The sequence below is a fragment of the Streptomyces sp. B1866 genome (genome assembly GCF_031932565.1).
Classification (GTDB): domain Bacteria; phylum Actinomycetota; class Actinomycetes; order Streptomycetales; family Streptomycetaceae; genus Streptomyces.
In genome coordinates this window covers 1-21,972 of sequence record NZ_JAVSCF010000092.1, presented here as the reverse complement: position 1 = coordinate 21,972, position 21,972 = coordinate 1, and the positions used below count along the sequence as shown (strand labels likewise).

At 74.6% G+C, this 21,972-nt stretch carries 18 protein-coding genes, 1 tRNA gene and 1 pseudogene; 13 read left to right on the top strand and 7 right to left on the bottom strand.

What is annotated here, in order from left to right:
* Positions 1-312 precede the first annotated feature (312 nt).
* Positions 313-1,524 carry a hypothetical protein gene (locus RKE29_RS14645; protein WP_312005699.1) on the top strand — a complete coding sequence of 404 codons (1,212 nt, stop codon included), beginning with the start codon at positions 313-315 and terminating at the stop codon, positions 1,522-1,524.
* Between the two features lie 73 nt (positions 1,525-1,597).
* Here the strand turns inward: RKE29_RS14645 and RKE29_RS14640 are convergent, their stop codons facing one another.
* A complete protein-coding gene (locus tag RKE29_RS14640) occupies positions 1,598-1,981 on the bottom strand; it encodes an amidohydrolase family protein (RefSeq protein WP_312005697.1) in 384 nt (127 codons plus the stop codon).
* 806 nt (positions 1,982-2,787) lie between these two features.
* Between RKE29_RS14640 and RKE29_RS14635 the strand changes: the two genes are divergently transcribed.
* Positions 2,788-3,003 (top strand): hypothetical protein, encoded by a 216-nt coding sequence (locus RKE29_RS14635; protein WP_312005696.1) that lies wholly within the window; start codon positions 2,788-2,790, stop codon positions 3,001-3,003.
* Between the two features lie 61 nt (positions 3,004-3,064).
* On the top strand, positions 3,065-3,394 hold the full coding sequence (locus RKE29_RS14630) for a hypothetical protein (protein WP_312005694.1): 330 nt from the start codon (positions 3,065-3,067) through the stop codon (positions 3,392-3,394).
* On the opposite strand, the gene RKE29_RS14625 is transcribed toward RKE29_RS14630, so the two are convergent.
* The 4 genes and pseudogenes from RKE29_RS14625 to RKE29_RS14610 form a co-directional block, all read right to left on the bottom strand.
* Complete coding sequence (locus RKE29_RS14625; protein ID WP_312005692.1) at positions 3,378-3,512, bottom strand: hypothetical protein; 135 nt, start codon at positions 3,510-3,512, stop codon at positions 3,378-3,380. The two genes, RKE29_RS14630 and RKE29_RS14625, sit on opposite strands and share 17 nt — an antisense overlap.
* 350 nt (positions 3,513-3,862) lie before the next feature.
* A tRNA-Pro gene (locus RKE29_RS14620) sits at positions 3,863-3,939 on the bottom strand.
* Between the two features lie 54 nt (positions 3,940-3,993).
* On the bottom strand, positions 3,994-4,263 hold the full coding sequence (locus RKE29_RS14615; protein WP_312005691.1) for a hypothetical protein: 270 nt from the start codon (positions 4,261-4,263) through the stop codon (positions 3,994-3,996).
* Positions 4,264-4,322: 59 nt separating this feature from the next.
* Positions 4,323-4,526, bottom strand: a pseudogene (locus RKE29_RS14610) (MerR family transcriptional regulator); the annotation flags it as partial.
* 56 nt (positions 4,527-4,582) lie between these two features.
* Between RKE29_RS14610 and RKE29_RS14605 the strand changes: the two are divergent.
* Together RKE29_RS14605 and RKE29_RS14600 are read left to right on the top strand one after the other, a co-directional pair.
* A complete protein-coding gene (locus RKE29_RS14605; RefSeq protein WP_312005690.1) occupies positions 4,583-5,275 on the top strand; it encodes a transketolase in 693 nt (230 codons plus the stop codon).
* Positions 5,276-5,316: 41 nt separating this feature from the next.
* Positions 5,317-6,252, top strand: coding sequence for a transketolase (locus RKE29_RS14600; protein WP_312005689.1), 936 nt, complete (start codon positions 5,317-5,319; stop codon positions 6,250-6,252).
* Positions 6,253-6,305: 53 nt separating this feature from the next.
* Here RKE29_RS14600 and RKE29_RS14595 read toward each other — a convergent pair whose 3' ends face one another.
* Positions 6,306-6,680, bottom strand: coding sequence for an MmcQ/YjbR family DNA-binding protein (locus RKE29_RS14595; protein WP_312005687.1), 375 nt, complete (start codon positions 6,678-6,680; stop codon positions 6,306-6,308).
* A gap of 460 nt (positions 6,681-7,140) precedes the next feature.
* On the opposite strand from RKE29_RS14595, the gene RKE29_RS14590 reads away from it, so the two are divergent.
* The 4 genes from RKE29_RS14590 to RKE29_RS14575 all read left to right on the top strand — a co-directional run bounded on the left by RKE29_RS14590 (position 7,141) and on the right by RKE29_RS14575 (position 14,118).
* Entirely contained in the window at positions 7,141-10,317 is a 3,177-nt protein-coding gene (locus RKE29_RS14590; protein ID WP_312005686.1) for an amidohydrolase family protein, read from the top strand.
* Between the two features lie 137 nt (positions 10,318-10,454).
* Positions 10,455-11,363 (top strand): 5'-3' exonuclease, encoded by a 909-nt coding sequence (locus RKE29_RS14585; protein ID WP_312005701.1) that lies wholly within the window; start codon positions 10,455-10,457, stop codon positions 11,361-11,363.
* 80 nt (positions 11,364-11,443) lie between these two features.
* Positions 11,444-12,319, top strand: a complete 876-nt coding sequence (locus tag RKE29_RS14580) for a siderophore-interacting protein (protein WP_312005685.1) — start codon at positions 11,444-11,446, stop codon at positions 12,317-12,319.
* A 248-nt stretch (positions 12,320-12,567) separates the two neighbouring features.
* Positions 12,568-14,118: an amino acid permease gene (locus RKE29_RS14575; RefSeq protein WP_312005683.1), complete on the top strand. Its 1,551-nt coding sequence runs from the start codon at positions 12,568-12,570 to the stop codon at positions 14,116-14,118.
* Between the two features lie 34 nt (positions 14,119-14,152).
* On the opposite strand, the gene RKE29_RS14570 is transcribed toward RKE29_RS14575, so the two are convergent.
* Positions 14,153-14,791, bottom strand: a complete 639-nt coding sequence (locus RKE29_RS14570) for a helix-turn-helix domain-containing protein (RefSeq protein ID WP_312005681.1) — start codon at positions 14,789-14,791, stop codon at positions 14,153-14,155.
* A 130-nt stretch (positions 14,792-14,921) separates the two neighbouring features.
* Here RKE29_RS14570 and RKE29_RS14565 point away from each other — a divergent pair, with 130 nt between their 5' ends.
* From RKE29_RS14565 to atzF, 4 genes are read left to right on the top strand one after another with little or no spacing between them, the layout of a single operon-like run.
* The gene (locus RKE29_RS14565; RefSeq protein ID WP_369016039.1) at positions 14,922-15,815 is read left to right on the top strand and encodes an urea amidolyase associated protein UAAP1; all 894 of its coding nucleotides are present in this window, start codon (positions 14,922-14,924) and stop codon (positions 15,813-15,815) included.
* The gene (locus RKE29_RS14560) at positions 15,812-16,444 is read left to right on the top strand and encodes an urea amidolyase associated protein UAAP2 (protein WP_312005679.1); all 633 of its coding nucleotides are present in this window, start codon (positions 15,812-15,814) and stop codon (positions 16,442-16,444) included. The genes RKE29_RS14565 and RKE29_RS14560 overlap by 4 nt, the downstream gene beginning before the upstream one ends.
* A complete protein-coding gene (locus tag RKE29_RS14555; RefSeq protein ID WP_312005677.1) occupies positions 16,441-20,175 on the top strand; it encodes a 5-oxoprolinase/urea amidolyase family protein in 3,735 nt (1,244 codons plus the stop codon). Before RKE29_RS14560 ends, RKE29_RS14555 begins: the two co-directional genes overlap by 4 nt.
* Before the next feature lie 57 nt (positions 20,176-20,232).
* Complete coding sequence (gene atzF / locus RKE29_RS14550; RefSeq protein ID WP_312005676.1) at positions 20,233-21,924, top strand: allophanate hydrolase; 1,692 nt, start codon at positions 20,233-20,235, stop codon at positions 21,922-21,924.
* Positions 21,925-21,972 lie beyond the last annotated feature (48 nt).

Genomic DNA, 21,972 nt, shown 5'->3' with positions numbered 1-21,972 from the left:
CCGTGAAACCACCGGCTGTAGTACTAGCAGGCAGCGCTGGTGGCAGCCTGCCGGTCGACGTTGTAAGCCGTCAAAAGATCATAGGTCCCGGCCGGGGTACCGAGTATGGTGCGGAACTTCTCCACCGGCGGGCCTGGTTGGTGTAGGTGGACAAAATAGTGGAGTGCAAGAACACGCCATGCTGGTGTTTCGCCGAAGAGGCTGAACGACGGCATCTCGTCGAGACTGTTTTCGAGGTCGCCGAGACGATCCGCAGGTCGCGTTGCTGATGGAAGAGGCGGCTGGCATCAGAACACGCGGACGGAGGCAGCAGTGGTCGCGTACGAGTCCCTGCTGAAGAACAGCCGCGTATGGTGGTGGATGGTCGCAACAGTTGGCACCCGGCTCGCGGTGTGCACGATTTCGCTCGGCGTAGTCTTCGCAGCCAAGTCGGCTACCGGTTCCTACGCATGGGGGGCCGTCATCGCCGACGCCTATGCCGGAGGGGAGGCCATCGGTGCCCCCATGGGTGCGCGGTTCCAGCGTCGCCCACTGAGAAAGGAACTCGCCTGGGTCGCGCTGACCGAGGCTATCGCCCTGGTGGGGGTCGTCGTTACCCTGTCGCTCGGAGCCCCGCTCGCCGCCGCCGTACTCGCGGCACTGGCTGGTGGCGTTGCGAGTGGGACGTTTGGTGGGCTTCGCACTCTCGTGGTCGGTTTGGTTCCTGAGTCACGGGAGAACACTCTGGCTCTCGATGTGATCATGAACCAACTGTGTCAGATTGCAGGCCCTGCGCTGGCGGCTTCCGCTGCGGTGGCGTGGAGCCCCGATGCGCCACTGCTGATCGTCTGCGGTGGTCTAGTCGTCGTCGCGGCTGTCACGGTGAAACTCCCGGAGTCCGTCATGGGCGCTGCGGACAGTGGAAACACGGTCCAACCGGAGCCGCGACGGACCTCGACGCTGGCTGTCGTCCGGGTGATTGGGCCGTCTCTCGCCGTTTCCACGGTGGTGTTGACGCTCCATGCCGTGCTGGAGGTAACGCCGCCAAGCGTCCTGGGACAACGTCACGGGCCGCCGGCGTGGGCTGGGATCGCGTTGTCGGGATTGGCTGTTACCAGCGTTGCCGGAAGCTTTCTGTACGGCCTCCGTCGTTGGTTCGGTCGCCCGCACACGCACACCCTGATCTTCGCGGGCGGGTTCTCACTCATGGTCACTGTGGTGGGCGTGGTGTGGTCCCCAGTCGTGACCGTGGTCTTAGTGGCTGCATGCGGCTTGTTTCAGGCCGCCGCGAGCACGGCACGCAGCTTGACAGTCACCGACGTGCTCCCCGCCGATGACTGGTCTGTCGGGTTTTCGTTGCTCTACTCCTTCGGAGCGGTGGGCTTCACTGGGGCCAGCGCGGTGAGCGCCCTGTTCCTCGCAGCAGGCAGTGCAGAGGTGTTGCTGATCGTTTTCGGCCCTGTCGGCATAGTGATCTTCGCCCTTACGTGGTGGTGGGAGCGGACCACGGAGGCGAGGGAAGCCAATCAGGCAACAGTCTTGTGATGTCAGGATTTCACGGCCCCCTCCGTCCCCAGCGGACGCGGCAACTACCGCCGCGACACGGCATGGGACGCTGTCACGAGGCGGCCGTTCTGCCACACCATACGAATCCGTCCCGGCGGTCTTCGAGACTGAGTCCCGATCCGTCGAGCAGGACCAGGTCCGCGCGCAGCCCCGGAGCGACGCGCCCACGGTCGTGGTCGAGCCGGAGAAGTCGGGCGGCCTCACTGGTAGCCGCACGCAAGGCTCCGGCGTCGCCGAGGCCGGCAGCCGACAGCAGCGGCAGTTCGTCCAGCACATCGACATGCGGGCGTGTGGACATGTCCGAACCAGCCGCTATGGGTACACCCGTGGCAAGCGCCAGTTGTACGGAGTGCCGGTGCGCCGCGTCAGACACGTCGTCCCCCTCACTGCGTATCCCGGCGAGGGTGGGCACGTACCAGCATTGATGACACTGCATTGCAGCTACGGCGTGTTCGTCCAGGAAGACACCATGCTAGATACTGCGGACGCCGGCCTAAAGGCTGTCCCGTAATCCCTGGTGGATCAGCGAGCGGCGTCAGATGCGGTCAATCGCAAGGCGGCGGAGCGTCCGAATAGTGGTTCTATTCGGACGTTTCGCCAACGCCGCGAGTGGCCGTAGCTGGCGTCGGGAGCCCGCCAGGGATTGCGGGACAGCCTTTAGGCGGCGGCCTCGTCTCCTCGGTCGGACCGGCCGGAAAACATCACCGGCGGCGGAAGCAACCCGAACCGGCTCCCCACCACCACGTATGAGTACGACTCCTGGGGTAACACCACCTCCGAGGCGGAGACGGCGAACGGCGTCACCCGCACGACCGCGACAACCATCGCGCCTACAGCGCTGTCAACAAGACCAGGAGCCTGCGCGCCGCCTTCTACGTGACGAGAAGCCGTAGGACTGCCATGGCCGTGGGTCGGACATTCCATCGAGGGAATTCCAAGAATTCAGCCCGATCGTTCGTTTACCACGACGCCAAACACGGCAAGAGATACGGTTCGGCCAGCAGATATCTGTGCGCGGCACAGAAACACCTGCGCAGCGTCCGCGGTACTCGAAGGAACCACAGGGGCAGCCCGGATGGTAGGCTCAATCCCGGACTCACCGTTGGCTGACCTTCTGGCAGGAAAAACATGTGGCACAGGAGAGAACCTTCCGCACTCGAACGGTCACTGCCGAAGGGTTCTTAGCTCAGCACCCATCCGGAATTCGGCCAGCGCGCCGAACTCGGCGATCTCCTCATCGAGGTGGACCAACTGGAAGCAGATCTGACCGGTGTCCTCGGGCTGGACGACCGCCGTCTGAAGGCCGCGTGTGGAGCCGTCGAAAACCAGTTCCAGGCGGCGCAGGAGGAACTTGCCAGGTTTGACGCAGATCCCAGCATCGAGCCTGTCCGAGAATACGTGCGCACGCTGAAGGCAGCTTTCGACGAGTACATCACAGATCGACAAGGAGCGGGCTGAAGAGGCTCGTTTTCTCTGCCGCCGCGAAAATCACGGCCGGGAGCAGGAAAGGAACTGACCAGTGTCCGAAACACGGGTGAACCGACCCGAGCTCGGCCGCATCGGACTCTGCCGTAATGGAGAGTACGCCGACTGGTTTGCACTGCTCGTACCCGAAATCGACGGATGGCGGGTCTGCTACCTACGGACCCCAGAGAGCGACTCGGAAGACGACTTCTCGACCAGTGACGACAGCTTGGAACAGGCCATCGGCCCCATGGAGATCGCCTGGTACCACGGCGAGGAGGCAGAGCGAATCGAACGCGCGGTCTTCGGGCTCTGGGACGAATGGAAAAGCAGGCAGTGCGCTCGATTCGTCCCGCGCAAGGGCGCATTCAGAAGACGCCGGTGAAGGAGTCCGGAGACGGCGGCCGGAGCCCGACCAGGCCGCCGCTCAGCGCGTTCACCGTGGTGCGCGACTTCTTGACCCCGAGCACGTTGGGGGAAGTCTTGGTCAGAACGCACAACACGCGCCGTACCGCTTGGGCTAGCCGTCGGCCCGGCCGGACGCCGAAACTGGCCCCGACCTTATGAACTGCCTACTCGGACAGGAATTCCGTTCGAAAATCGACCGCCGATTCCCTTGTCTCAGCCATGGCAGCGCGGGGCCCATCTGGGCCGTATACCGCTTCGACATCCTTGCCAGGCGGCCTGGTCCCGAGACACCGGTCAAGTACGGCTCCGCAGATCCATGCCATCGACCTGGGACGTTGCAGGCACAGGACGCGGCTCTCACAACGTCTCACGTATGTACCGGACAATCCGGACGCCAAAAGCCTGCCCTCACATCGTGAGAGCAGGCTCTGACCTGCGAAAACGCTGGTCGGGACGACAGGATTTGAACCTGCGACCCCTTGACCCCCAGTCAAGTGCGCTACCAAGCTGCGCCACGTCCCGATGCTCGCTCGGCGGGGTGTCCCTGCCGACCGCGCATGAGAACAATACCGCACCTCACAGGGTGGTCGCCTCCGGCTTCCGCCGTGGCCGGGCCTTCCGGGCGGCCGGGCCGGCCGGGGCGGGCCGCGCAGGGTCGGTCGGCGGGTCGTCGCCGAGCAGGTAGCGGGCGCCGGGGCCTCGGGTGGCCGCCGTGTCGTGGGGGTTGTACAGGGCGCAGGCGCCCAGGGAGAGGCAGCCGCAGCCGATGCAGCCGACGAGCTTGCGCTTGAGCCGCTCCAGGTCGGCGATCTGCTGGTCGATGCGGTGGGTCCAGGTGCGGGCCACGGCGGACCACTGGGCGGCGGGGCTCGGTCGGCGGGGAGGCGGGAGAGGGCCGCGCGGGTCTCGTCGAGGGTGAGGCCGACGTGCTGGGCGGCGCGGATGAAGGCCACCCGGCGCAGCGTGGCGCGGGCGAAGCGGCGCTGGCGGCCTGTCGTGCGCTCGGCGGTGATCAGGCCCAGGTCCTCGTAGTAGCGCAGGGCGGACGGGGCGAGGCCGCTGCGGGCGGCGAGCTCGCCGATCGGGAGGCGGTCGTGCTTCGACGTCATGAGGGCGAGGGTAGCGACTTGACCTCAAGCTCACTTGAAGTTGCAGGCTTCCTGCCATGACTTCCGTGAAAGCCGACTACGGCGACCTGCCCCGGCTGATGAGCCGGATGACCGGTGACGAGAAGCACGGGCCGGCTGCGACCTCGACGCTGGACGCGCTGTGGGTGCTCTACGACCGGGTGCTGCGCGTCTCGCCGGAGGCCGCGGACGCGCCGGACCGCGACCGGTTCCTGCTGTCGAAGGGGCACGGCCCGATGGCGTACTACGCCGTGCTGGCCGCCAAGGGCTTCTTTCCGGCGTCCTGGCTGGCGGGCTTCGGCGCGTACGACTCCCCGCTCGGCCACCATCCGGACCGCACGCTGGTGCCGGGCGTCGAGATCAGCAGCGGGTCGCTGGGGCACGGGCTGCCGCTGGCCGTGGGGACCGCCCTGGGACTGCGGGCCCGGGGGTACGGCGACGCCGCGGTGTGGGTGCTCCTCGGCGACGCCGAGCTGGACGAGGGCAGCAACCACGAGGCCATCGCCTACGCGGGCGCCGTCCGGCTGGGTCGGCTGCACGCGCTGGTCGTCGACAACGCCTCCGCCACGCACGGCTGGCGCGGCGGCATCGCCTCCCGGTTCGAGGCGGCCGGATGGTCGGCGGTGACCGTGGACGGCCGTGATCACGAGGCGCTGTACGACGCCTGCACCAGGCCCCACCCGGGGCGGCCGCACGCCGTCGTCGCCCGTGTCGAGCCCAAGGGCGACTGACCGACCCGCCGTCTCCCCCGATTCGCTGAAAGGTTTCTGCTATGGACACCACGGACACCATGCGTGAGCGTTTCGCCCGCACCGTCTCCCGTCTGCTCGACGACGACCCCCGGCTCGCGCTCGTGCTCGCCGACATCGGCGTGGACGGATTCCGGGCCGCCGCCCGCGCCCACCCCGACCGGGTGATCAACGTCGGCATCCGTGAGCAGCTCATGGTGGGCGTGGGCGCCGGGCTGGCCCTGGCCGGGATGCGGCCGGTGGTGCACACGTTCGCGAGCTTCCTGGTCGAGCGGCCCTTCGAGCAGGTCAAGCTGGACTTCGGGCACCAGGGTGCGGCCGGTGTGCTGGCCAGCGCCGGCGGGTCGTACGACTGGCCCGGCGGCGGCTACACCCACATGGCGCCCGGCGACGTGGCGCTGCTGGACACCCTCGACGGGTGGGCCGTCCACGTCCCCGGCCACCCCGACGAGGCCGAGGCCCTGCTGCGGCAGGCGGCGGCCGGTGACGGCAGCGTCTACGTGCGGCTGTCGGCGGGGCAGTCCAATGCCGCGCCGCTGCCCGTCGGCGGCGGCCGCCTGGTCGGCGTGCGGCAGGGGCGCGGCGGCGTGGTCGTGGCGGTCGGGCCGATGCTGGACTCCGCGCTGGCGGCCGTCGAGGGTCTGGACGTGACCGTGCTGTACGCCGCGACCGTGCGGCCCTTCGACGGGCCGGGGCTGCGCGCCACGGTCGGCGCCGCCGGGGCGCCGGACGTCGTGCTCGTCGAGCCGTACCTGGCGGGCACCTCCACGGCAGCCGTGAACGACGCTCTGGCGGACCTGCCGCACCGCGTGCTGGGCCTCGGCGTCGCCCGCCGCGAGCTGCGCCGCTACGGCACGGTGGAGGAGCACCTGGCCGGGCAGGGCCTGGCCCCCGCGTCGCTGCGCGCGCGTGTCACCTCCTTTCTGGGCGGCGGGCGCCCGGCGGACGTCGTCTCCTGATCCGCCCGGGGGCCGCCGCCGCGTGACCGGTTCCGCGGTGGCCAGGGGCGGGGTCAGACCGACGGCGAGGGGTCCCGCGGCACCGGGCCGCCGTACGCCTCGGCGAGCGCGCGCGGTGCGGCCTGGCGCCAGGAGTCGACCAGGATGTCCCGCAGCTCGCCGGTGTCCTCCAGCGCGGCGAGCCGCACCCGCAGCCAGGCGAACTTGTCGTCGTGGCCGGGGCGGACGAAGAACTTCTCCGGCTCCGAGGCGATCAGCTCCGCCCGGTCCTCGATCGGGCACTTCACGCCCACGGACGCGTCGTCGTCGGACAGCGCGGCGAAGATCTTCCCCTTGACGCGGAAGGTGGGCATGCCCCAGGCGAGCTTCTCCTGCGTCTGCGGCAGCGAGAGCGCGATGCTGCGGACGTCGTCTGCGGTGGTGGCCATGGCGGTCCTCCCTGCTCCGGCGGCGATGGCGGTGGTGGCCGCGGTGGTCGTACGGGCCGGACGCGCGCCCCGGCGGGGTCGGCGGTCCGCCCCACCCGGCCCGTACGGCGCGGTGTTCACGGATGTCCACGACGGTAGCCCCCGCCACTGACAGCGGACCCGGGGGCGCCCGGCGGCCCGGCTTCCGCCGTACAGGTGCCCGTCTCCCGTGCCGGTCCGGCCCGCGCCGCAGGGCCTGGTGACGCGGCCCGTCCCGTACGGGCTCGTGGCGTGCTCGCGCACCCACCCCGCCGGCCGGTCCGCCCGGCGGTGTGAAACGATCAAGCGACCGTGTTCCGCTCCTGCACCACATCGTGTTCCGGGAGGATCGTTGGACACCACGGACGCATCCACACCGCCGTCCGCCCCTGCTTCCCCTTCGCCCCAGACGCCACCGGGCGCCCTTGCCGCCGCGCCGTCGGTGCTGTCCCGGCGCGGGTTCCTCCGGGCCGGCGCCGGAGCCACCGCCACCGCGGCCGCCACGGCCGCGGCCACCGCGCCGGCCGCGGTGGCCGCGCCCGCGGGCGCCCGCGGCGCGTCGCTGTCCTTCACCGCCGCCACCAACGGCGCCGCCGCCCTCTCCCCCGCCGGTGACCGCCTGGTCGCCGAGGTCCAGGGCGTCCTGTGGTCGCTGCCCCGCGCGGGCGGCGACGCGGTGCCGCTCACGCCGCCCGACCTCGAACCCACCCGGCCCGTCTTCTCCCCCGACGGCGGCCTGCTGGCCGTCTGCGCCTTCCGGGGCGGCGGCTTCCACCTGTGGACGCTGCGCCCCGACGGCTCCGGGCTGCGGCAGCGCACGGACGGGCCCTGGGACGACCGCGGCCCGGCCTGGTCGCCCGACGGCACCCGGCTCGCCTTCGCCTCCGAGCGCGGCGGCGACCCGGTGGCCGGCAGCCCGTACCGGGTGTGGGTGCTGGACCTCGCCTCCGGCGAGCTGACCCGGCTCACCGGGCTGCCCGGCCAGGACGGTCCGCTCCAGGACGGCCACTGGGAGGACTTCGACCCCGTCTGGTCGCCCGACGGCACGCGCGTGCTGTTCGTCCGCGCCGCGTTCACCGGCAGCGCCCTGGACGCGCGCACCATCGCGTCCGTACGGGCGGACGGCACCGGACCGGTGGCGGTGGAGCACACCGAGACCGCCGCGGGTCAGGTGCTCGCGCCCGCGGTGTCGCCGGACGGCACGCTCGCCTACCTGCGCACCACGCCCGCGCCGAACGGCTCGTGCACGCTCGTCGTGGACGGCCGTCCGGTGGCCGTGGCCGGCGACCTGGAGCCGGCGCCGCCGCGCTGGACGTCCCGCGACACGCTGCTGGTCACGGCTGACGGGCGCTTCCGGATTCTGCGGCCCGGCGCCGCGGCGAACTCCGCGGACCCGGACGGCGAGGACATCCCGTTCCGCGCCGTGCTGCCCGTCGAGCGGCCCTCCTACCGCGTGAAGCGGTACGACGTCGACGGCGGCGGCGTGCGGCCGGTGCGCGGCCTGCACCTGCCGGCCCTGTCCCCGGACGGGCGGCAGATCGCCTTCGCCGCGCTGAACTCCCTGTGGCTCGCGGACGCCGCCGGCGGTCGCCCCCCGCGCCGGATCGTCCGCGCCGCGGCCACCCGCTACGTGCTCGGCCCGTCCTGGGCGCGGGACGGGCGCGCGCTGGTGTACGCCGACGACCGTGACGGGCTGCTCACCGTACGCCGCCTGGACCTCGGCTCGGGCGCGGAGACGACCCTGGCCGCCGGGGGCCGCGTGCACCCCGCCCTGTCCCCCGACGGCGAGCGGCTGGCCTGTATCGACATGTCGGGAAACCTGGTGGTGCGCGATCTGGCCGCCGGTACGGACCGGGTGCTGGCCGCGGCCCTGGGCGCCGGCGGGCTGCCCGGCCGGCCGAGCTGGTCGCCCGACGGCCGCTACGTCGCGCTGTGCGACCGCAACCGCCTCAACCGGCGCTTCCGCGAGGGCTACAACCTCATCCGGGTCGTGGACACGGACACCGGCACCGCCCGCCTGCACGCGGTCGCGCCCCACACCTCGATCTCCGACCGGTACGACTCCGGCCCCGTCTGGTCGCCCGACGGGCGCTGGATGGCCCTGATCGCCGAGTCCGCCCTGTGGCTGCTGCCCGTACGGCCGGACGGCACGCCCGACGGCGACCCGCGCGCGCTGACCGACGAGAGCGCCGACCACCCGACCTGGTCCGGCGACTCGCGCAGCGTCCTGTACCTGTCGGCGGGCCGGCTGCGGCTCGTCGACGTCCGCAGCGGGCGGGCGCGCACGGTCCGCGTGCCGCTCGACCACCGGCGGCCGCGGCCCGCCGACACGGTGGTGCACGCCGGACGGTTCTGGGACGGCACCGGCGGCGACGGGACCGTCCGCGAGGACGTGGACGTGGTGGTGCGCGGCGGGCGCGTCGCCGCCGTCGAGCCGCACCGCACCGGCCGCGCGGCGCTGCGCCGTATCGACGCCTCGCGGCGCACGGTCGTCCCGGGCCTGTGGGACGCGCACACCCACCCCTGGCAGTACACCTACGGCGGCCGACAGACCGCGCTGCAGCTCGCCTACGGGATCACCACCGCCGTGTCCCTGGGCGGCTTCGCGTACGAGCAGGCCCGGCTGCGGGAGGCCGTCGCGGCGGGCGTGCTGGCCGGGCCCCGGCTGCTGGCCTCCGGCGAGCTGCTGGACGGGCCGCGCGTGGCGTACAGCATGGGCCGGGCGCACCGCACGCGCGCGGGGCTGCGCCGCTCGCTCCAGCGCGGCGCCGCCCTGGACTGGGACTTCGTCAAGACCTACGTGCGCGCGCCCGGCTGGGTGATGGAGGAGGCCGCCCGGTTCGCGCACGAACGCCTCGGCGTACGCGCGGGCAGCCATCTGTGCTCGCCGGGCGTGCAGCTCGGGCAGGACCTGACCACGCACCTCCAGGCCACCCAGCGCCAGGAGTACGGGCACGCGACGACCGCGACCGGCCGGGCCTTCCAGGACGTCACGGAGATCTACACGGCCACGGACTTCCACCTGATCGCCACGCCGTTCACGGCCGCGCCGCTGCTGGGGGACGATCCGTCGCTCGCCGCGGACGCGCGGGTCACGCGGCTGATGCCGCCGTGGGACGCCGCCGCCGTACGGCAGGACGCCCAGCGCCCGCCCACGCCGGCCGAACGCGCCGCGCTGCGCACCGAGATCGGCGTCTACCGGCGCGTCCTGGCCGGAGGCGGGCTGGTGGCCCTGGGCACGGACGCGCCGCTGGTGCCGGTGGGGCTGCACCTGCACCTGGCGCTGCGCGCCCTGCACGGCCACGGGCTCACGGCGGCGGAGGCGCTGCGGACCGCGACCGTGCTGCCCGCGCGGGTGTTCGGCGCGGACCGGGACCTCGGCACGCTGGAGGTGGGCAAGGCCGCCGACCTGACGATCGTGGACGGCGACCCGTTCACCGACTTCTCCACGCTGGTGCGGACGGTCGCGGTGCTGCGCGGCGGGACGCCCTACGAGCAGCGGGAGCTGGTCGAGTCCTTCCCCGCTCCGGCCGCCGACCGCGACGGGGGCCCGGCGGAGCACTGGCTGGCGGTCGGGCGGCACCTGCGCCGGGACAGCTGCTGCGACACCGGCCACTGAGCGGCCCGGGAGGCACCCGGCGGGGACCGCCGCCCGCGCCGCCGCCGAGGGGCGGCGGCGCGGGCCGCCGGGCCGGTGCGCGTCCCCGGGCGTTGTCAGTGGGGTGCGGCATGATCGGGGCTGTGACGCGACGCCTGATGCTCCTCGACACCGCCTCGCTGTACTTCCGCGCCTATTTCGGCGTGCCGGAGTCGGTCCGGGCCCCGGACGGCACGCCGGTCAACGCCGTGCGCGGGCTGCTCGACTTCATCGCCCGGCTGGTCTCGGACCACGGGCCGGACGACCTGGTGGCCTGCATGGACGCCGACTGGCGGCCCCGGTGGCGGGTCGAGCTGATCCCCGGCTACAAGGCCCACCGCGTCGCCGAGGAGGCGCCGGAGGGGGCGGGCGCGGACGAGGAGGCGGTGCCGGACACCCTCTCCCCGCAGGTGCCGGTGATCGAGGCCGTGCTGGACGCGGTGGGCATCGCGCGGGTGGGCGCCGCGGAGTACGAGGCGGACGACGTGATCGGCACGCTGGCGGGCCGCGCCGCGGGCCCGGTCGACATCGTCACCGGCGACCGCGACCTGTTCCAGCTCGTGGACGACGGTCGGCGGGTGCGGGTGCTGTATCCGGTGAAGGGCGTCGGCACCCTCCAGACGGTGGACGAGGCGCTGCTGCGTGAGAAGTACGGGGTGGACGGCCCCGGGTACGCCGACCTGGCCCTCCTGCGCGGCGACCCGAGCGACGGCCTGCCGGGCGTGCCCGGCATCGGCGAGAAGACGGCCGCCAGGCTGCTGGCCTCGTACGGCGACCTGGCCGGGATCATGGCCGCCGTGGACGATCCCGGCTCGGCGCTGACCCCGGCGCAGCGCAGGCGGCTGGAGGAGGCGCGGGCGTACGTGGCGGTCGCCCCCGCGGTGGTCCGGGTCGCCTCCGACGTGCCGCTGCCGGCGTATCACCCGGCGCTGCCGCGCGCGCCGCGCGATCCCGGCGCGCTGGAGGAGCTGTCGGCGCGGTGGGGGCTGGGCGGCTCGCTCCAGCGCCTGCTGTCGGTCCTGCGCTGATGGCCGGACCGGGCTGTCTCCGCCCGCGGCGGGCTGCTAGGTTAGGCTGACCTAACTTTCGTTCGACGAGGGAGGTCGCCATGGCGGACCGTCCGGCCCGCAGGAGTCCGCAGCTGCACCGGGGGCGGGTGGTGCGCACCGAGCGGCTGACCGCGCACATGGTCAGGGTCGTGCTGGGCGGCGACGGGCTCGCCGCCTTCCACGCGGGCGAGTGGACCGATCACTACGTCAAGCTGCTGTTTCCGGCCGAGGGCGTGACGTACCCCGACCCGTTCGACGTGGCGCGCGTGCGCGCCGAGTTCCCGCGCGAGCAGTGGCCCCGTACGCGCACGTACACGGTGCGCGCCTGGGACGCGGCGGCGCGCGAGCTGACGCTGGACTTCGTGTGCCACGGCGACGAGGGCCTGGCGGGTCCGTGGGCGGCGGGCGCCACGCCCGGCGAGGAGATCCTGTTCCTCGGGCCGGGCGGGGCGTACGCCCCGGCTCCGGACGCCGACTGGCACCTGCTGGTGGGTGACGAGAGCGCGCTGCCCGCCATCGCCGCCGCGCTGGAACGGCTCGCGGGCCGCGCCGGGACGTCGCCGGGCGCGGGCGGTGACGTGCCGGTGCACGCGTTCATCGAGGTCGCGGGGCCGGAGGAGGAGCAGAAGCTGACCGCGCCGCGGGAGGCCGGGATCGTCTGGCTGCACCGGGGCGGCGCGCCGGTGGGCGAGGCGCTGTGCCGGGCCGTACGGGCCCTGGACTTCCCCTCCGGGCCGGTGCACGCGTTCGTGCACGGCGAGGCGGGCTGGGTGAAGGAGATGCGCCGCCACCTGCGGCTGGACCGCGCGGTTCCGCGCGAGCGGCTGTCGATATCCGGTTACTGGCGGCGCGGCCACGACGAGGACGGCTGGCAGGCGTCGAAGCCGGCGTGGAACGCGCGCGTGGAGGCGGAGCAGGAGGGCGCCGCCGCCTGAGCCCGGTGGCGGCCTCCCGCCGCCCGGCCGGGCGCCGCCTCGTCGCGCTCCCGGCCGGTCCGGTCGGGAGCGCCGCCGCCGGAGTACGGCCGCGCACCGCCCGCTCTTCCGGTCCCCGGAACGGCCCATTCGGCGGCCGGAGGTGAGAAATTCGGAGCGTGACGGACACGGCCGCGATATGCGCGGGAAACAGCGCCTCCCTAATTTCTGTCATCCGATAGGAATTATGAGAGCGACAGGGAACCGCCATGTCCGTCACCACCGACCCCGGCACGCCCTCGCCGCCCCCCACCGCACCGGACGACCGCTCGCTCGCCGACTTCGGCTACCGCCAGGAGCTGCACCGCCGCATGGGCCGGTACGCCTCCTTCGCCGCGGGCTTCTCCTTCATCTCCGTCCTGACGACCGTCTTCCAGTTCTTCGCCTTCGGCTACTCCTTCGGCGGGCCCGCCTTCTTCTGGACCTGGCCCGCCGTGCTGGCGGGCCAGCTCCTGGTCGCGGCCTGCTTCGCCGAACTGGCCGCCCGCTATCCGATCTCCGGCGCCGTCTACCAGTGGTCCTCCCGGCTGAGCACCCCCGCCTTCGGCTGGTTCGCCGGCTGGATCATGGTGGTCGGGCAGGTGGTGGTGGTCGCGGCCGCCGCGCTCGCGCTCCAGGTGGTGCTGCCCGCGCTCTGGACGGGCTTCCAGCTGACCGGCGGCGACCCGGCCCCCACCACCGCCACGGGCGCCGCGAACGCCGCCCTGCTCGCGCTCGTCCTGCTGGCCCTGACCACGGTCGTCAACGTGCTCGACAACCGTGTCCTGTCCGCGGTCAACCGCATCGGCGTCACAGCCGAGATCATCGGGGCGGCCCTCATCGTCGTCCTGCTGCTCACGCACGCCGAGCGCGGCGGCGGCGCCACCCTGCACACCGGCGGCGCGGGCGGGGCCGCCGGGGCGCTGCTGGTCGGCTCCCTCACCGCGGCCTACGTGCTGATCGGGTTCGACAGCGCCGGCGAGATGAGCGAGGAGACGCGCGGGCCGCGCCGCACGGCGCCGCGCACGATCCTCGGCGCGCTGCTGGCCGCGGGCGTGCTGGGCGGGCTGCTGGTGCTGGCCGGGGTGCTCGCCGCGCCGAGCCTGACCGACGGGCGGCTGGCCACCGAGGGGCTGAGCTACGTGCTGACCAGCAGCCTGGGCGACGGCGTCGGCAAGGCGCTGCTGGCCGACGTGGCCCTGGCGATCGCCGTGGCCACCCTGGCGATCCAGACGTCCGGATCGCGGATGCTGTTCTCCATGGCGCGCGACGGGGTGCTGCCGTTCTCCTCCCGGCTGGCGCGGGTGTCGCCGCGTACGGGCATGCCGGTCGGGCCGACGGTGACCGTCGGGGCGGGCGCGGTCGCGGTCGTGCTGCTCAACCTCGCCTCGCCCGCGGCGTTCCTGGCCATCGGCACGACGTGTGTCGCCATGCTCTACCTGGCGTACGCGATGGTCACCGGGCCGCAGTTGTGGCGCAGGCTGCGCGGCGGCCTGCCGGCGACGGCCGCGCACGACGAGGCGGGGCGGCCGCTGTTCTCCCTGGGCCGGTGGGGAGTGCCGGTCAACGCGCTGGCGCTGGCCTACGGGCTGGCGATGACCGTGAACCTCTCCTGGCCGCGGGCGGCGGTGTACGACCCGGAGGGCGGCCACTGGTACTTCCAGTGGTTCACCCTGCTGTTCCTGGGGGCGACGGTGGTGCTCGGCGCCGCCTGCCGGGCCGTGCGCGGCCGGTCGCGCGGGCCCCTTGGGCGGCCCGTCCCGACGCCGCGCTCCCCCTAGACCCCGCCCCGGCGGACACCCCCGGGGACCGGGGTCACCCCGCCCGCCCCGGTATCCCGACGATCCGCAGCGCGGCGTCGGCGGTGGCGGCGGCGAAGGCGCCGACCGGGCGGTCCGGGTCCGAGCGGTGGATCAGGATGACGCCCTCTATGAGGCCGAAGACCAGGTCGGTGCGGACCGCGAGCTCCCCCTTGTCCAGCTCGCGGCCCGCGCCGGTCGCCGCGATCAGCTGGCCGTAGGCGTCCTTCAGGTCGGCCCGCACGCGGTGGAAGCCGGCGAAGCGCTCGATGCCCACCTCGGGCAGCAGGTAGAGGGCGCCCAGGTTGTGCGGTCCGCCGCACAGCAGCTCGACGTCGGAGCGGCACAGCGCGTGCAGCCGCTCCTCGGCCGGCTCTCCGTCGCGCGCGAGCAGCCCGCGGGCCACGGCGAGCGACGGCGTGACCGTGGACTCCAGCAGCTCGGCGAGGATGTCCTCCTTGCCCGCGAAGTAGTGGTACATGGTCGCCTGCCGCATTCCCGCGCGCTCGGCCACGGCCCGGGTGCTGGTGGCCGCGTACCCCCGCGTGGTGAACAGCTCGGCGGCCGCGGCCAGCAGCTCGTCGCGGGCCGACAGGCCGCTGTCGGGACGCTGGGTGGCGCGGGGGCGGCCCACGCGCCGTCCGGTGGTGCTCATGGTGCCGATCGTCGCACAGGAGTCTGACAGCGGAGCGGCGTAACCCGTCCGCAACATCCGGGCAACTGCCGCGAATCCGGACCGGCCTAATTTCTATCGAGCGACAGATATTAGGAGGTGCGAACTCGCCGTGACACCTGCGACCGCCCGCCCGGGGGCCACCACGGGACCATCCGGCACGCCGGACCCCACCGGGACGACCAGCACCGCGTACGGAGCGCGGGAGCACGCCCGCGCCCAGGAGGGCACCCGGGCCGACGCCATGCCCGTCGTGCCCGCCCGCGCGTGGCCGCGGCCCCCCGGCGGCGTGGCCGCCGGCGACCTGGTGTGGGCGGAGACCGTCCCGGGCGGCGGGTACGCCCACAAGGTCCTCGCCCGCGGCACCGAGCTGCGCCTGACGGACCTCGCCGGGGACGCCTGCGCCCACCTCACCCTGCACGTGGCCGACCGCCCCTGGGAGCGGCTGAACACCGCCGACACCGTCAAGGTGCTGTGGAACGCCTACCTCGGCGAGCGGCACCTGCTGCTGTCCGACCAGGGCCGGGTGCTGGCCTCCGTCACGGCGGACACCTCCGGGCGGCACGACGCGCTGTGCGGCACCTCGACGGCCCTGCGCAACACCCGGCGCTACGGGGACGGCAGCCCCCACGGGCCCTCCCCCGCCGGGCGCGAGCTGCTGAAGCTGGCCGCGGCCAAGAACGGCCTGGAGCCGCGCGACCTGCCGCCGTCCGTCTCGTTCTTCCAGGGCGTGCGCGTACGCCCGGACGGCGGCCTGGAGTTCACCGGTTCGGCGGGCGCCGGCACCCGCGTGACGCTGCGCGCCGAGATGCCGCTGACCGTGCTGCTCGCGAACGTCCCGCACCCCCTCGACCCGCGCCCCCGCTACACCGTCACCCCGCTGGAGGTGCTGGCCTGGCGGGCCCGGCCCACCGCGCCCGGCGACCCGCTGTGGGACGCCACACCCGAGGGCCGACGGGCCTTCCTGAGCACCCTCGACGACCTCGCCGCCCGGGGGCTCGCATGACCACGGCCCACGCCGCCCCGCACGCCCCCGCGACCGCCACCGTCCCGCCCCGCGCCCCCTGGTCGGCCGTCGTGCCCCGGGGGTGGCACCTGGCCGTCACCGACCTGCACGGCAACCAGGCCGTCGACTTCCTCGTCTACGACGCGCGCGACACCACCGTGCGCTACAGCGCCCCCGACACCGTCCACGCGCAGGGCAACGTCTTCCTTACCACCGGCAGCGTGCTGCTGTCCACCGAGCACACGCCGCTGATGACCGTCGTGGCGGACACCTGCGGGCGCCACGACACGCTCGGCGGCGCCTGCTCCAAGGAGTCGAACGCCCTGCGCTACGGCCACCACACCTGGTCGCAGCACGCGTGCGCCGACAACTTCCTCGCGGAGGGAGCCCGGTACGGGCTGGGCAAGCGCGACCTCACCGGCAACGTCAACTGGTTCATGAACGTGCCCGTGGAGCCCGACGGCACCCTCGGCATCGTCGACGGCATATCAGCCCCCGGGCTGCGCGTCGTGCTGCGCGCCGAGACCGACGTCCTGGTCCTGGTCTCCAACTGCCCGCAGATCAACAACCCGTGCAACGGCTTCACGCCGACGGCCGTGCGCATGACGGTCGGCGAGGCCGCCGCATGACGCCCCGGTACCCCGGCACCCCGACAGGCCCCGCGACCGGCGGCCGGCCCTTCGGCACCCTGCTCGTCGCCAACCGGGGCGAGATCGCCGTCCGCGTCCTGCGCACGGCCCGCCGCCTGGGGCTGCGCACCGTCGCGGTCTTCTCCGACCCCGACCGCGCCGCGCCGCACGTGCGCCTCGCCGACACCGCCGTACGCCTGGGCCCCGCGCCCGCGGCCGAGAGCTACCTGGACGCCGGAGCCGTCCTGGCGGCGGCCCGCGCCACCGGCGCGGGCGCGATCCACCCCGGCTACGGCTTCCTGTCCGAGGACGCGGACTTCGCCCGCCGGGTGGAGACGGCGGGGCTGGTCTTCGTCGGCCCCGCCCCGCGCCACCTGGAACTCTTCGGCGCCAAGCACACCGCGCGCGCCGCCGCGCGCGCCGCGGGCGTCCCGCTGCTGCCGGGCACGGACCTGCTGCCCGGCCTCGACGCGGCGCTGGCCGCCGCCGACGCGCTCGGCTACCCGGTGATGCTCAAGGCGACGGGCGGCGGAGGCGGCATCGGCATGCGGGCGTGCCACGACGCGGCCGGGCTCGCGGACGCCTGGGAGGGCGTGCGGCGGGTGGCCGCCGCCGGCTTCGGCACGGCGGGCGTCTTCCTGGAGCGCCTGGTCACCCGCGCCCGGCATGTGGAGGTCCAGGTCTTCGGAGACGGCCGGGGCGGGGTGACCGTCCTGGGCGACCGGGACTGCACGCTCCAGCGGCGCAACCAGAAGGTCCTGGAGGAGGCGCCCGCGCCCGCCCTGCCCGCGCGCGTGCGCGCGGGCATCGCGGCCGCCGCGCGCGACCTGGCCGCCTCGGTGGCCTACCGGTCCGCGGGCACCGTCGAGTTCGTGTACGACACCGCGCGCCGCGAGGCGTACTTCCTGGAGGTCAACACCCGGCTCCAGGTGGAGCACCCGGTCACCGAGGAGACGTACGGCGTCGACCTGGTCGCCTGGATGCTCCGCCTGGCCCGGGACGGCGACACGCCGGAAGCGGGCACGGCGCGCGGCACGGACGGCACGCGGCGCGCGGACGGCTCACCGGACGCGTACGAACCGGCCGGCCGCACGCGCGTGTCGGCCGACCGCACGCGCGTGCCGCCGCCGCGGCCGTCGGGACACGCCGTCGAGGCCCGGATCTACGCCGAGGACCCCGGCCGCGGCCACCGGCCCAGCACCGGCCTGCTCACCCGCGTGTCCTTCCCCCGCGACGTGCGCGTCGACACCTGGGTCGAGGACGGCACCGAGGTCACCGCGGCCTACGACCCGCTGCTGGCCAAGGTCGTCGCCCACGGCCCCGACCGCGCCACGGCCCTGGACCGGCTCGCGCGGGCCCTGGCGGCCACCCGCGTGGACGGCGTGGCGACCAACCTCGGCCTGCTGCGCGCCGCCGTCGCCGACGCGGCCGTACGGGCCGTCGAGCACACCACCGCCTCCCTCGACGCCCTGGCCGATCCCGCCCCGCGCGTGGACGTCGTACGGCCCGGGACGCTCACCACCGTGCAGGACTGGCCCGGCCGCACCGGCCTGTGGCACGTCGGCGTGCCGCCCTCCGGCCCGATGGACGACCTGTCCTTCCGGCTCGGCAACGAGGCCCTGGGCAACCCGCCCGGCGCGCCCGGCCTGGAGTGCACCCTCCAGGGCCCGGTGCTGCGCTTCAGCCATCCCACGGCCGTGTGCGTGACGGGCGCGCCCGCGCGGGTCACCGTCGCCGGGCGGCCGGTCCCGCAGTGGGAGCCGGTCACCGTCCCGGGCGGCGCGGAGCTGGCCGTGGCGGCGCCGCACGGCCCCGGCCTGCGGACGTACGTCCTGGTCGCGGGCGGCGGGCTGGACGTGCCGGACTTCCTCGGCAGCGCCGCCACCTTCACCCTCGGCCGGTTCGGCGGCCACGCCGGGCGCGCGCTGCGCGCGGGCGACGTCCTGCGCGCGCGGGAGCCGGCCGCCGGCACGGGCGGGCGGCCCGTACCGCCCGGCGACCGCCCGGAGTTCACCCGCGCCTGGCACGTCGGCGCCGTGGAGGGCCCGCACGCCGCGCCCGAGTTCTTCACCGAGGACGATGTCCGCGCCTTCTACGACGCCGCGTGGAAGGTGCACTTCAACTCCGCGCGCACCGGCGTGCGCCTGGTCGGCCCCAGGCCGCGCTGGGCACGCGCCGACGGCGGCGAGGCCGGACTGCACCCGTCGAACATCCACGACACGCCGTACTCGGTCGGCGCGGTCGACTACACCGGCGACATGCCGGTGCTGCTCGGCCCGGACGGGCCGTCGCTGGGCGGGTTCGTGTGCCCGGCCACCGTCGTCAGCGGCGAGCGGTGGAAGCTCGGCCAGCTCCGGCCGGGCGACACCGTGCGCTTCGTGCCGGTGTCCGAGGAGGCGGCGGCCGTCCTGCGCCGCCGGCCCGCGAACCGCCCCGCGCCGACGCGCCCGCCCGTCGCGGACGGCGGCGTGTTCGGCCGGCGCGCGGCGACCGACACGCGCCCCGAGGTCACCTACCGGCGCGGCGGCGACGCCAACCTGCTGATCGAGTACGGGCCGATGCGGCTCGACCTGGGCCTGCGGATGCGGGTGCACGCCCTCGCCGAACGGCTGGCCGCCGAGCGGCTGCCCGGCGTGGTCGACCTCACCCCCGGCATCCGCTCGCTCCAGGTGCACGTCGACCCCGACGTCCTGCCGGTCGGCAAGCTGCTGTCCCTCGTGCGGGAGGCGGAGGACGCGCTGCCGCCCACCGACCGGCTCGTGGTGCCCAGCCGCACCGTCCACCTGCCGCTGTCCTGGGACGACCCGGCCACCCGCGTGGCCGTCGCCCGCTACATGGCGGGCGTGCGGGACGACGCGCCCTGGTGCCCGTGGAACATCGAGTTCATCCGCCGCGTCAACGGCCTGGACTCGGTGGACGACGTGCGCCGCATCGTCTTCGACGCCTCCTACCTGGTCCTGGGGCTCGGCGACGTCTACCTGGGGGCGCCGGTCGCCACCCCGCTCGACCCGCGGCACCGCCTGGTGACCACCAAGTACAACCCGGCCCGCACCTGGACCGCCGAGAACTCCGTCGGCATCGGCGGCGCCTACCTGTGCGTCTACGGCATGGAGGGGCCCGGCGGCTACCAGTTCGTGGGCCGTACGGTGCAGGTCTGGTCGAGCTGGCGGCGGCCGGGAGCCCGGCGCTCCGGCCCGCCGCACCTGCTGCGCTTCTTCGACCGCATCCGGTGGTACCCGGTCACGGCCGACGAACTGCTCGACCTGCGCGCCGACATGGCGGCCGGCCGGCTGGAGGTGCGCACCGAGGAGGGCACGTTCGCGCTGGCCGACCACCGCCGCTTCCTGGCCGGGCACGCCGGCTCCATCGCCGCCTTCCAGGAGCGCCAGGCGGCGGCCTTCGCGGCGGAGCGCCAGGCGTGGGAGGCGGCGGGCGAGTTCGCCCGCGCCGAGGCGGCCGCCGCCCCGGTCGCCGAGGACCGGCCCGAGGTGGCCGTGCCGGACGGCGGCCGGGTGGTGGCGGCGGAGTTCGCGGCCAGCGTGTGGCGGGTCCACGTGCGGCCCGGCGACCGGGTGCGCGCGGGGCAGCGGCTGCTGGCCCTGGAGGCCATGAAGATGGAGGCCGCGGTCGAGGCGCCGGCCGACGGGGTGGTGGCCGAGGTCCTGGCGGCCCCGGGAGACCAGATCGAGGCGGGCGCGGTGCTGCTGACGCTGGCGCCGCCGGGAGGCTGACTCCGCGGAACGGGCAACACGCGCGAGAGGCCCCTGCGGGCCGGAAGGGCTGTGGACATGACGGGTGCGGCACTGGCGCGAGTACGCGCCGCCCACGCGCGTATCGCCGAGATCGACCGGCCGGAGGTGTGGATCTCCCTCGTGCCGCGGGAGCGGGCGGAGGCCGAGGCGCGCGCCGTGGACGCGCGCGCCGCGTCCGGCGAGCGGCTGCCCCTGGCGGGCACGGTCCTCGCCGTCAAGGGCAACATCGACGTGGCCGGGCTGCCGACCACGGCCGGCTGCCCGGCGTACGCCTACCGGCCGGAGCGCGACGCGCCCGCGGTCGCCCGGCTGCGCGCGGCGGGCGCGGTGGTCCTGGGCACCACGAACCTCGACCAGTTCGCCACCGGCCTGGTCGGCACCCGCAGCCCGTACGGAGTGGTGCGCTCCGCGCACGATCCGGCCCGGGTCGGCGGCGGGTCCAGCTCGGGTTCGGCCGTCGCGGTGGCGCTCGGCGCGGCCGACCTGGCCCTGGGCACGGACACGGCGGGCTCCGGGCGGGTGCCCGCCGCGTTCAACGGGATCGTCGGGCTGAAACCCACGCGCGGCCTGGTGCCCACCGCCGGTGTCGTGCCCGCCTGCGCGAGCCTGGACTGCGTCACGGTCCTCGCCCGCGTGCTGCCCGCGGCGGAGCTGGCGCTGAGCCTGATGTCGGCGCCGGCCGGCCGCGCGGCACCGCCCGCGCCCGCGCGCCGCCCCGGCCCGTACCGCGTGGCCGTACCGCCCGCCGACCGGCTCGGGGAGATGGACCCCGGCTGGGCGGCGGCGTACGAGGCGGCGGCGCGGCGGCTGGCCGCCGCGGGCGCGGAGCTGACCGGGATCGACCCGGCGCCGTTCACCGAGGCCGCGGCGCTGCTGTACGAGGGCGCGTTCGTCGCCGAGCGGTACACGGCCGTGGGCGGCTTCGTCGACGCCCACGCCGGCCACCCGGACCTGGACCCGGCGGTCGCGGGCATCATCGCCACCGCCCGCGCGATCCCCGCCCACCGCCTGTTCGCCGACCGGCAGCGCCTGGCCGCGCTGCGGGCCGAGGCCATGGCCGGGCTCGGCGACGCCGACGCGCTGCTGCTGCCCACGGCCCCGGGCCATCCCACGCTTGCGGAGGTCGCCGCGGACCCGCTCGGCGCCAACGCGCGCCTGGGCCGGTTCACCAACTCCACCAACCTGTTCGACCTGTGCGCCGCCGCGGTCCCCGCAGGCACGGTGTCCGGGCTGCCCTTCGGCGTGATGCTGATCGGCCCGGCCTTCACCGACGAGCGGATCGCGCGCATCGCCGCGCTGCTCGCCCCGCCGCCCGCGCCGCCCGCGCCGCCCGTCCGCCTGGCCGTCGTCGGCGCCCACCTGGCCGGGCAGCCGCTCAACCACCAGCTCCTGGCACGCGGCGCCCGCCTCGTCGCCGCCACCGCCACCGCGCCCGCCTACCGGCTGCGGCTGCTGGCGACACGGCCGCCCAAACCCGGCCTCGTGCGCGTCGCCGAGGGCGGCGTGCCGGTCGAGGCGGAGGTCTGGGAGCTGCCCGCCGAGGGGCTGGGCACGCTGTGCGCCGCGCTGCCCCCGCCCATGGCCCTGGGCCCGGTGGAGCTGGCGGACGGCTCGCGGGTCACCGGCTTCCTGTGCGAGCCCGCCGCCCTCGACGGCGCGCCCGACATCTCGGCGCACGGCGGCTGGCGCGCCTACCTCGCCGCCGCGGCGGCCGGCCGGCCCGGCTGACGGCCGCCCGGGCGGCCCCACGGCCGAGGCCCGGGACGCCGCCGGGCG

Bases quoted from the DNA above. Each gene is read 5' to 3' on its own strand.
- RKE29_RS14640 (WP_312005697.1), bottom strand. From the start codon at position 1,981: ATGCAGTGTCATCAATGCTGGTACGTGCCCACCCTCGCCGGGATACGC.
- RKE29_RS14605 (WP_312005690.1), top strand. From the start codon at position 4,583: ATGACTTCCGTGAAAGCCGACTACGGCGACCTGCCCCGGCTGATGAGC.
- RKE29_RS14600 (WP_312005689.1), top strand. From the start codon at position 5,317: ATGGACACCACGGACACCATGCGTGAGCGTTTCGCCCGCACCGTCTCC.
- RKE29_RS14595 (WP_312005687.1), bottom strand. From the start codon at position 6,680: ATGGCCACCACCGCAGACGACGTCCGCAGCATCGCGCTCTCGCTGCCG.
- RKE29_RS14585 (WP_312005701.1), top strand. From the start codon at position 10,455: ATGCTCCTCGACACCGCCTCGCTGTACTTCCGCGCCTATTTCGGCGTG.
- RKE29_RS14580 (WP_312005685.1), top strand. From the start codon at position 11,444: ATGGCGGACCGTCCGGCCCGCAGGAGTCCGCAGCTGCACCGGGGGCGG.
- RKE29_RS14575 (WP_312005683.1), top strand. From the start codon at position 12,568: ATGTCCGTCACCACCGACCCCGGCACGCCCTCGCCGCCCCCCACCGCA.
- RKE29_RS14570 (WP_312005681.1), bottom strand. From the start codon at position 14,791: ATGAGCACCACCGGACGGCGCGTGGGCCGCCCCCGCGCCACCCAGCGT.
- RKE29_RS14560 (WP_312005679.1), top strand. From the start codon at position 15,812: ATGACCACGGCCCACGCCGCCCCGCACGCCCCCGCGACCGCCACCGTC.
- RKE29_RS14555 (WP_312005677.1), top strand. From the start codon at position 16,441: ATGACGCCCCGGTACCCCGGCACCCCGACAGGCCCCGCGACCGGCGGC.
- atzF (WP_312005676.1), top strand. From the start codon at position 20,233: ATGACGGGTGCGGCACTGGCGCGAGTACGCGCCGCCCACGCGCGTATC.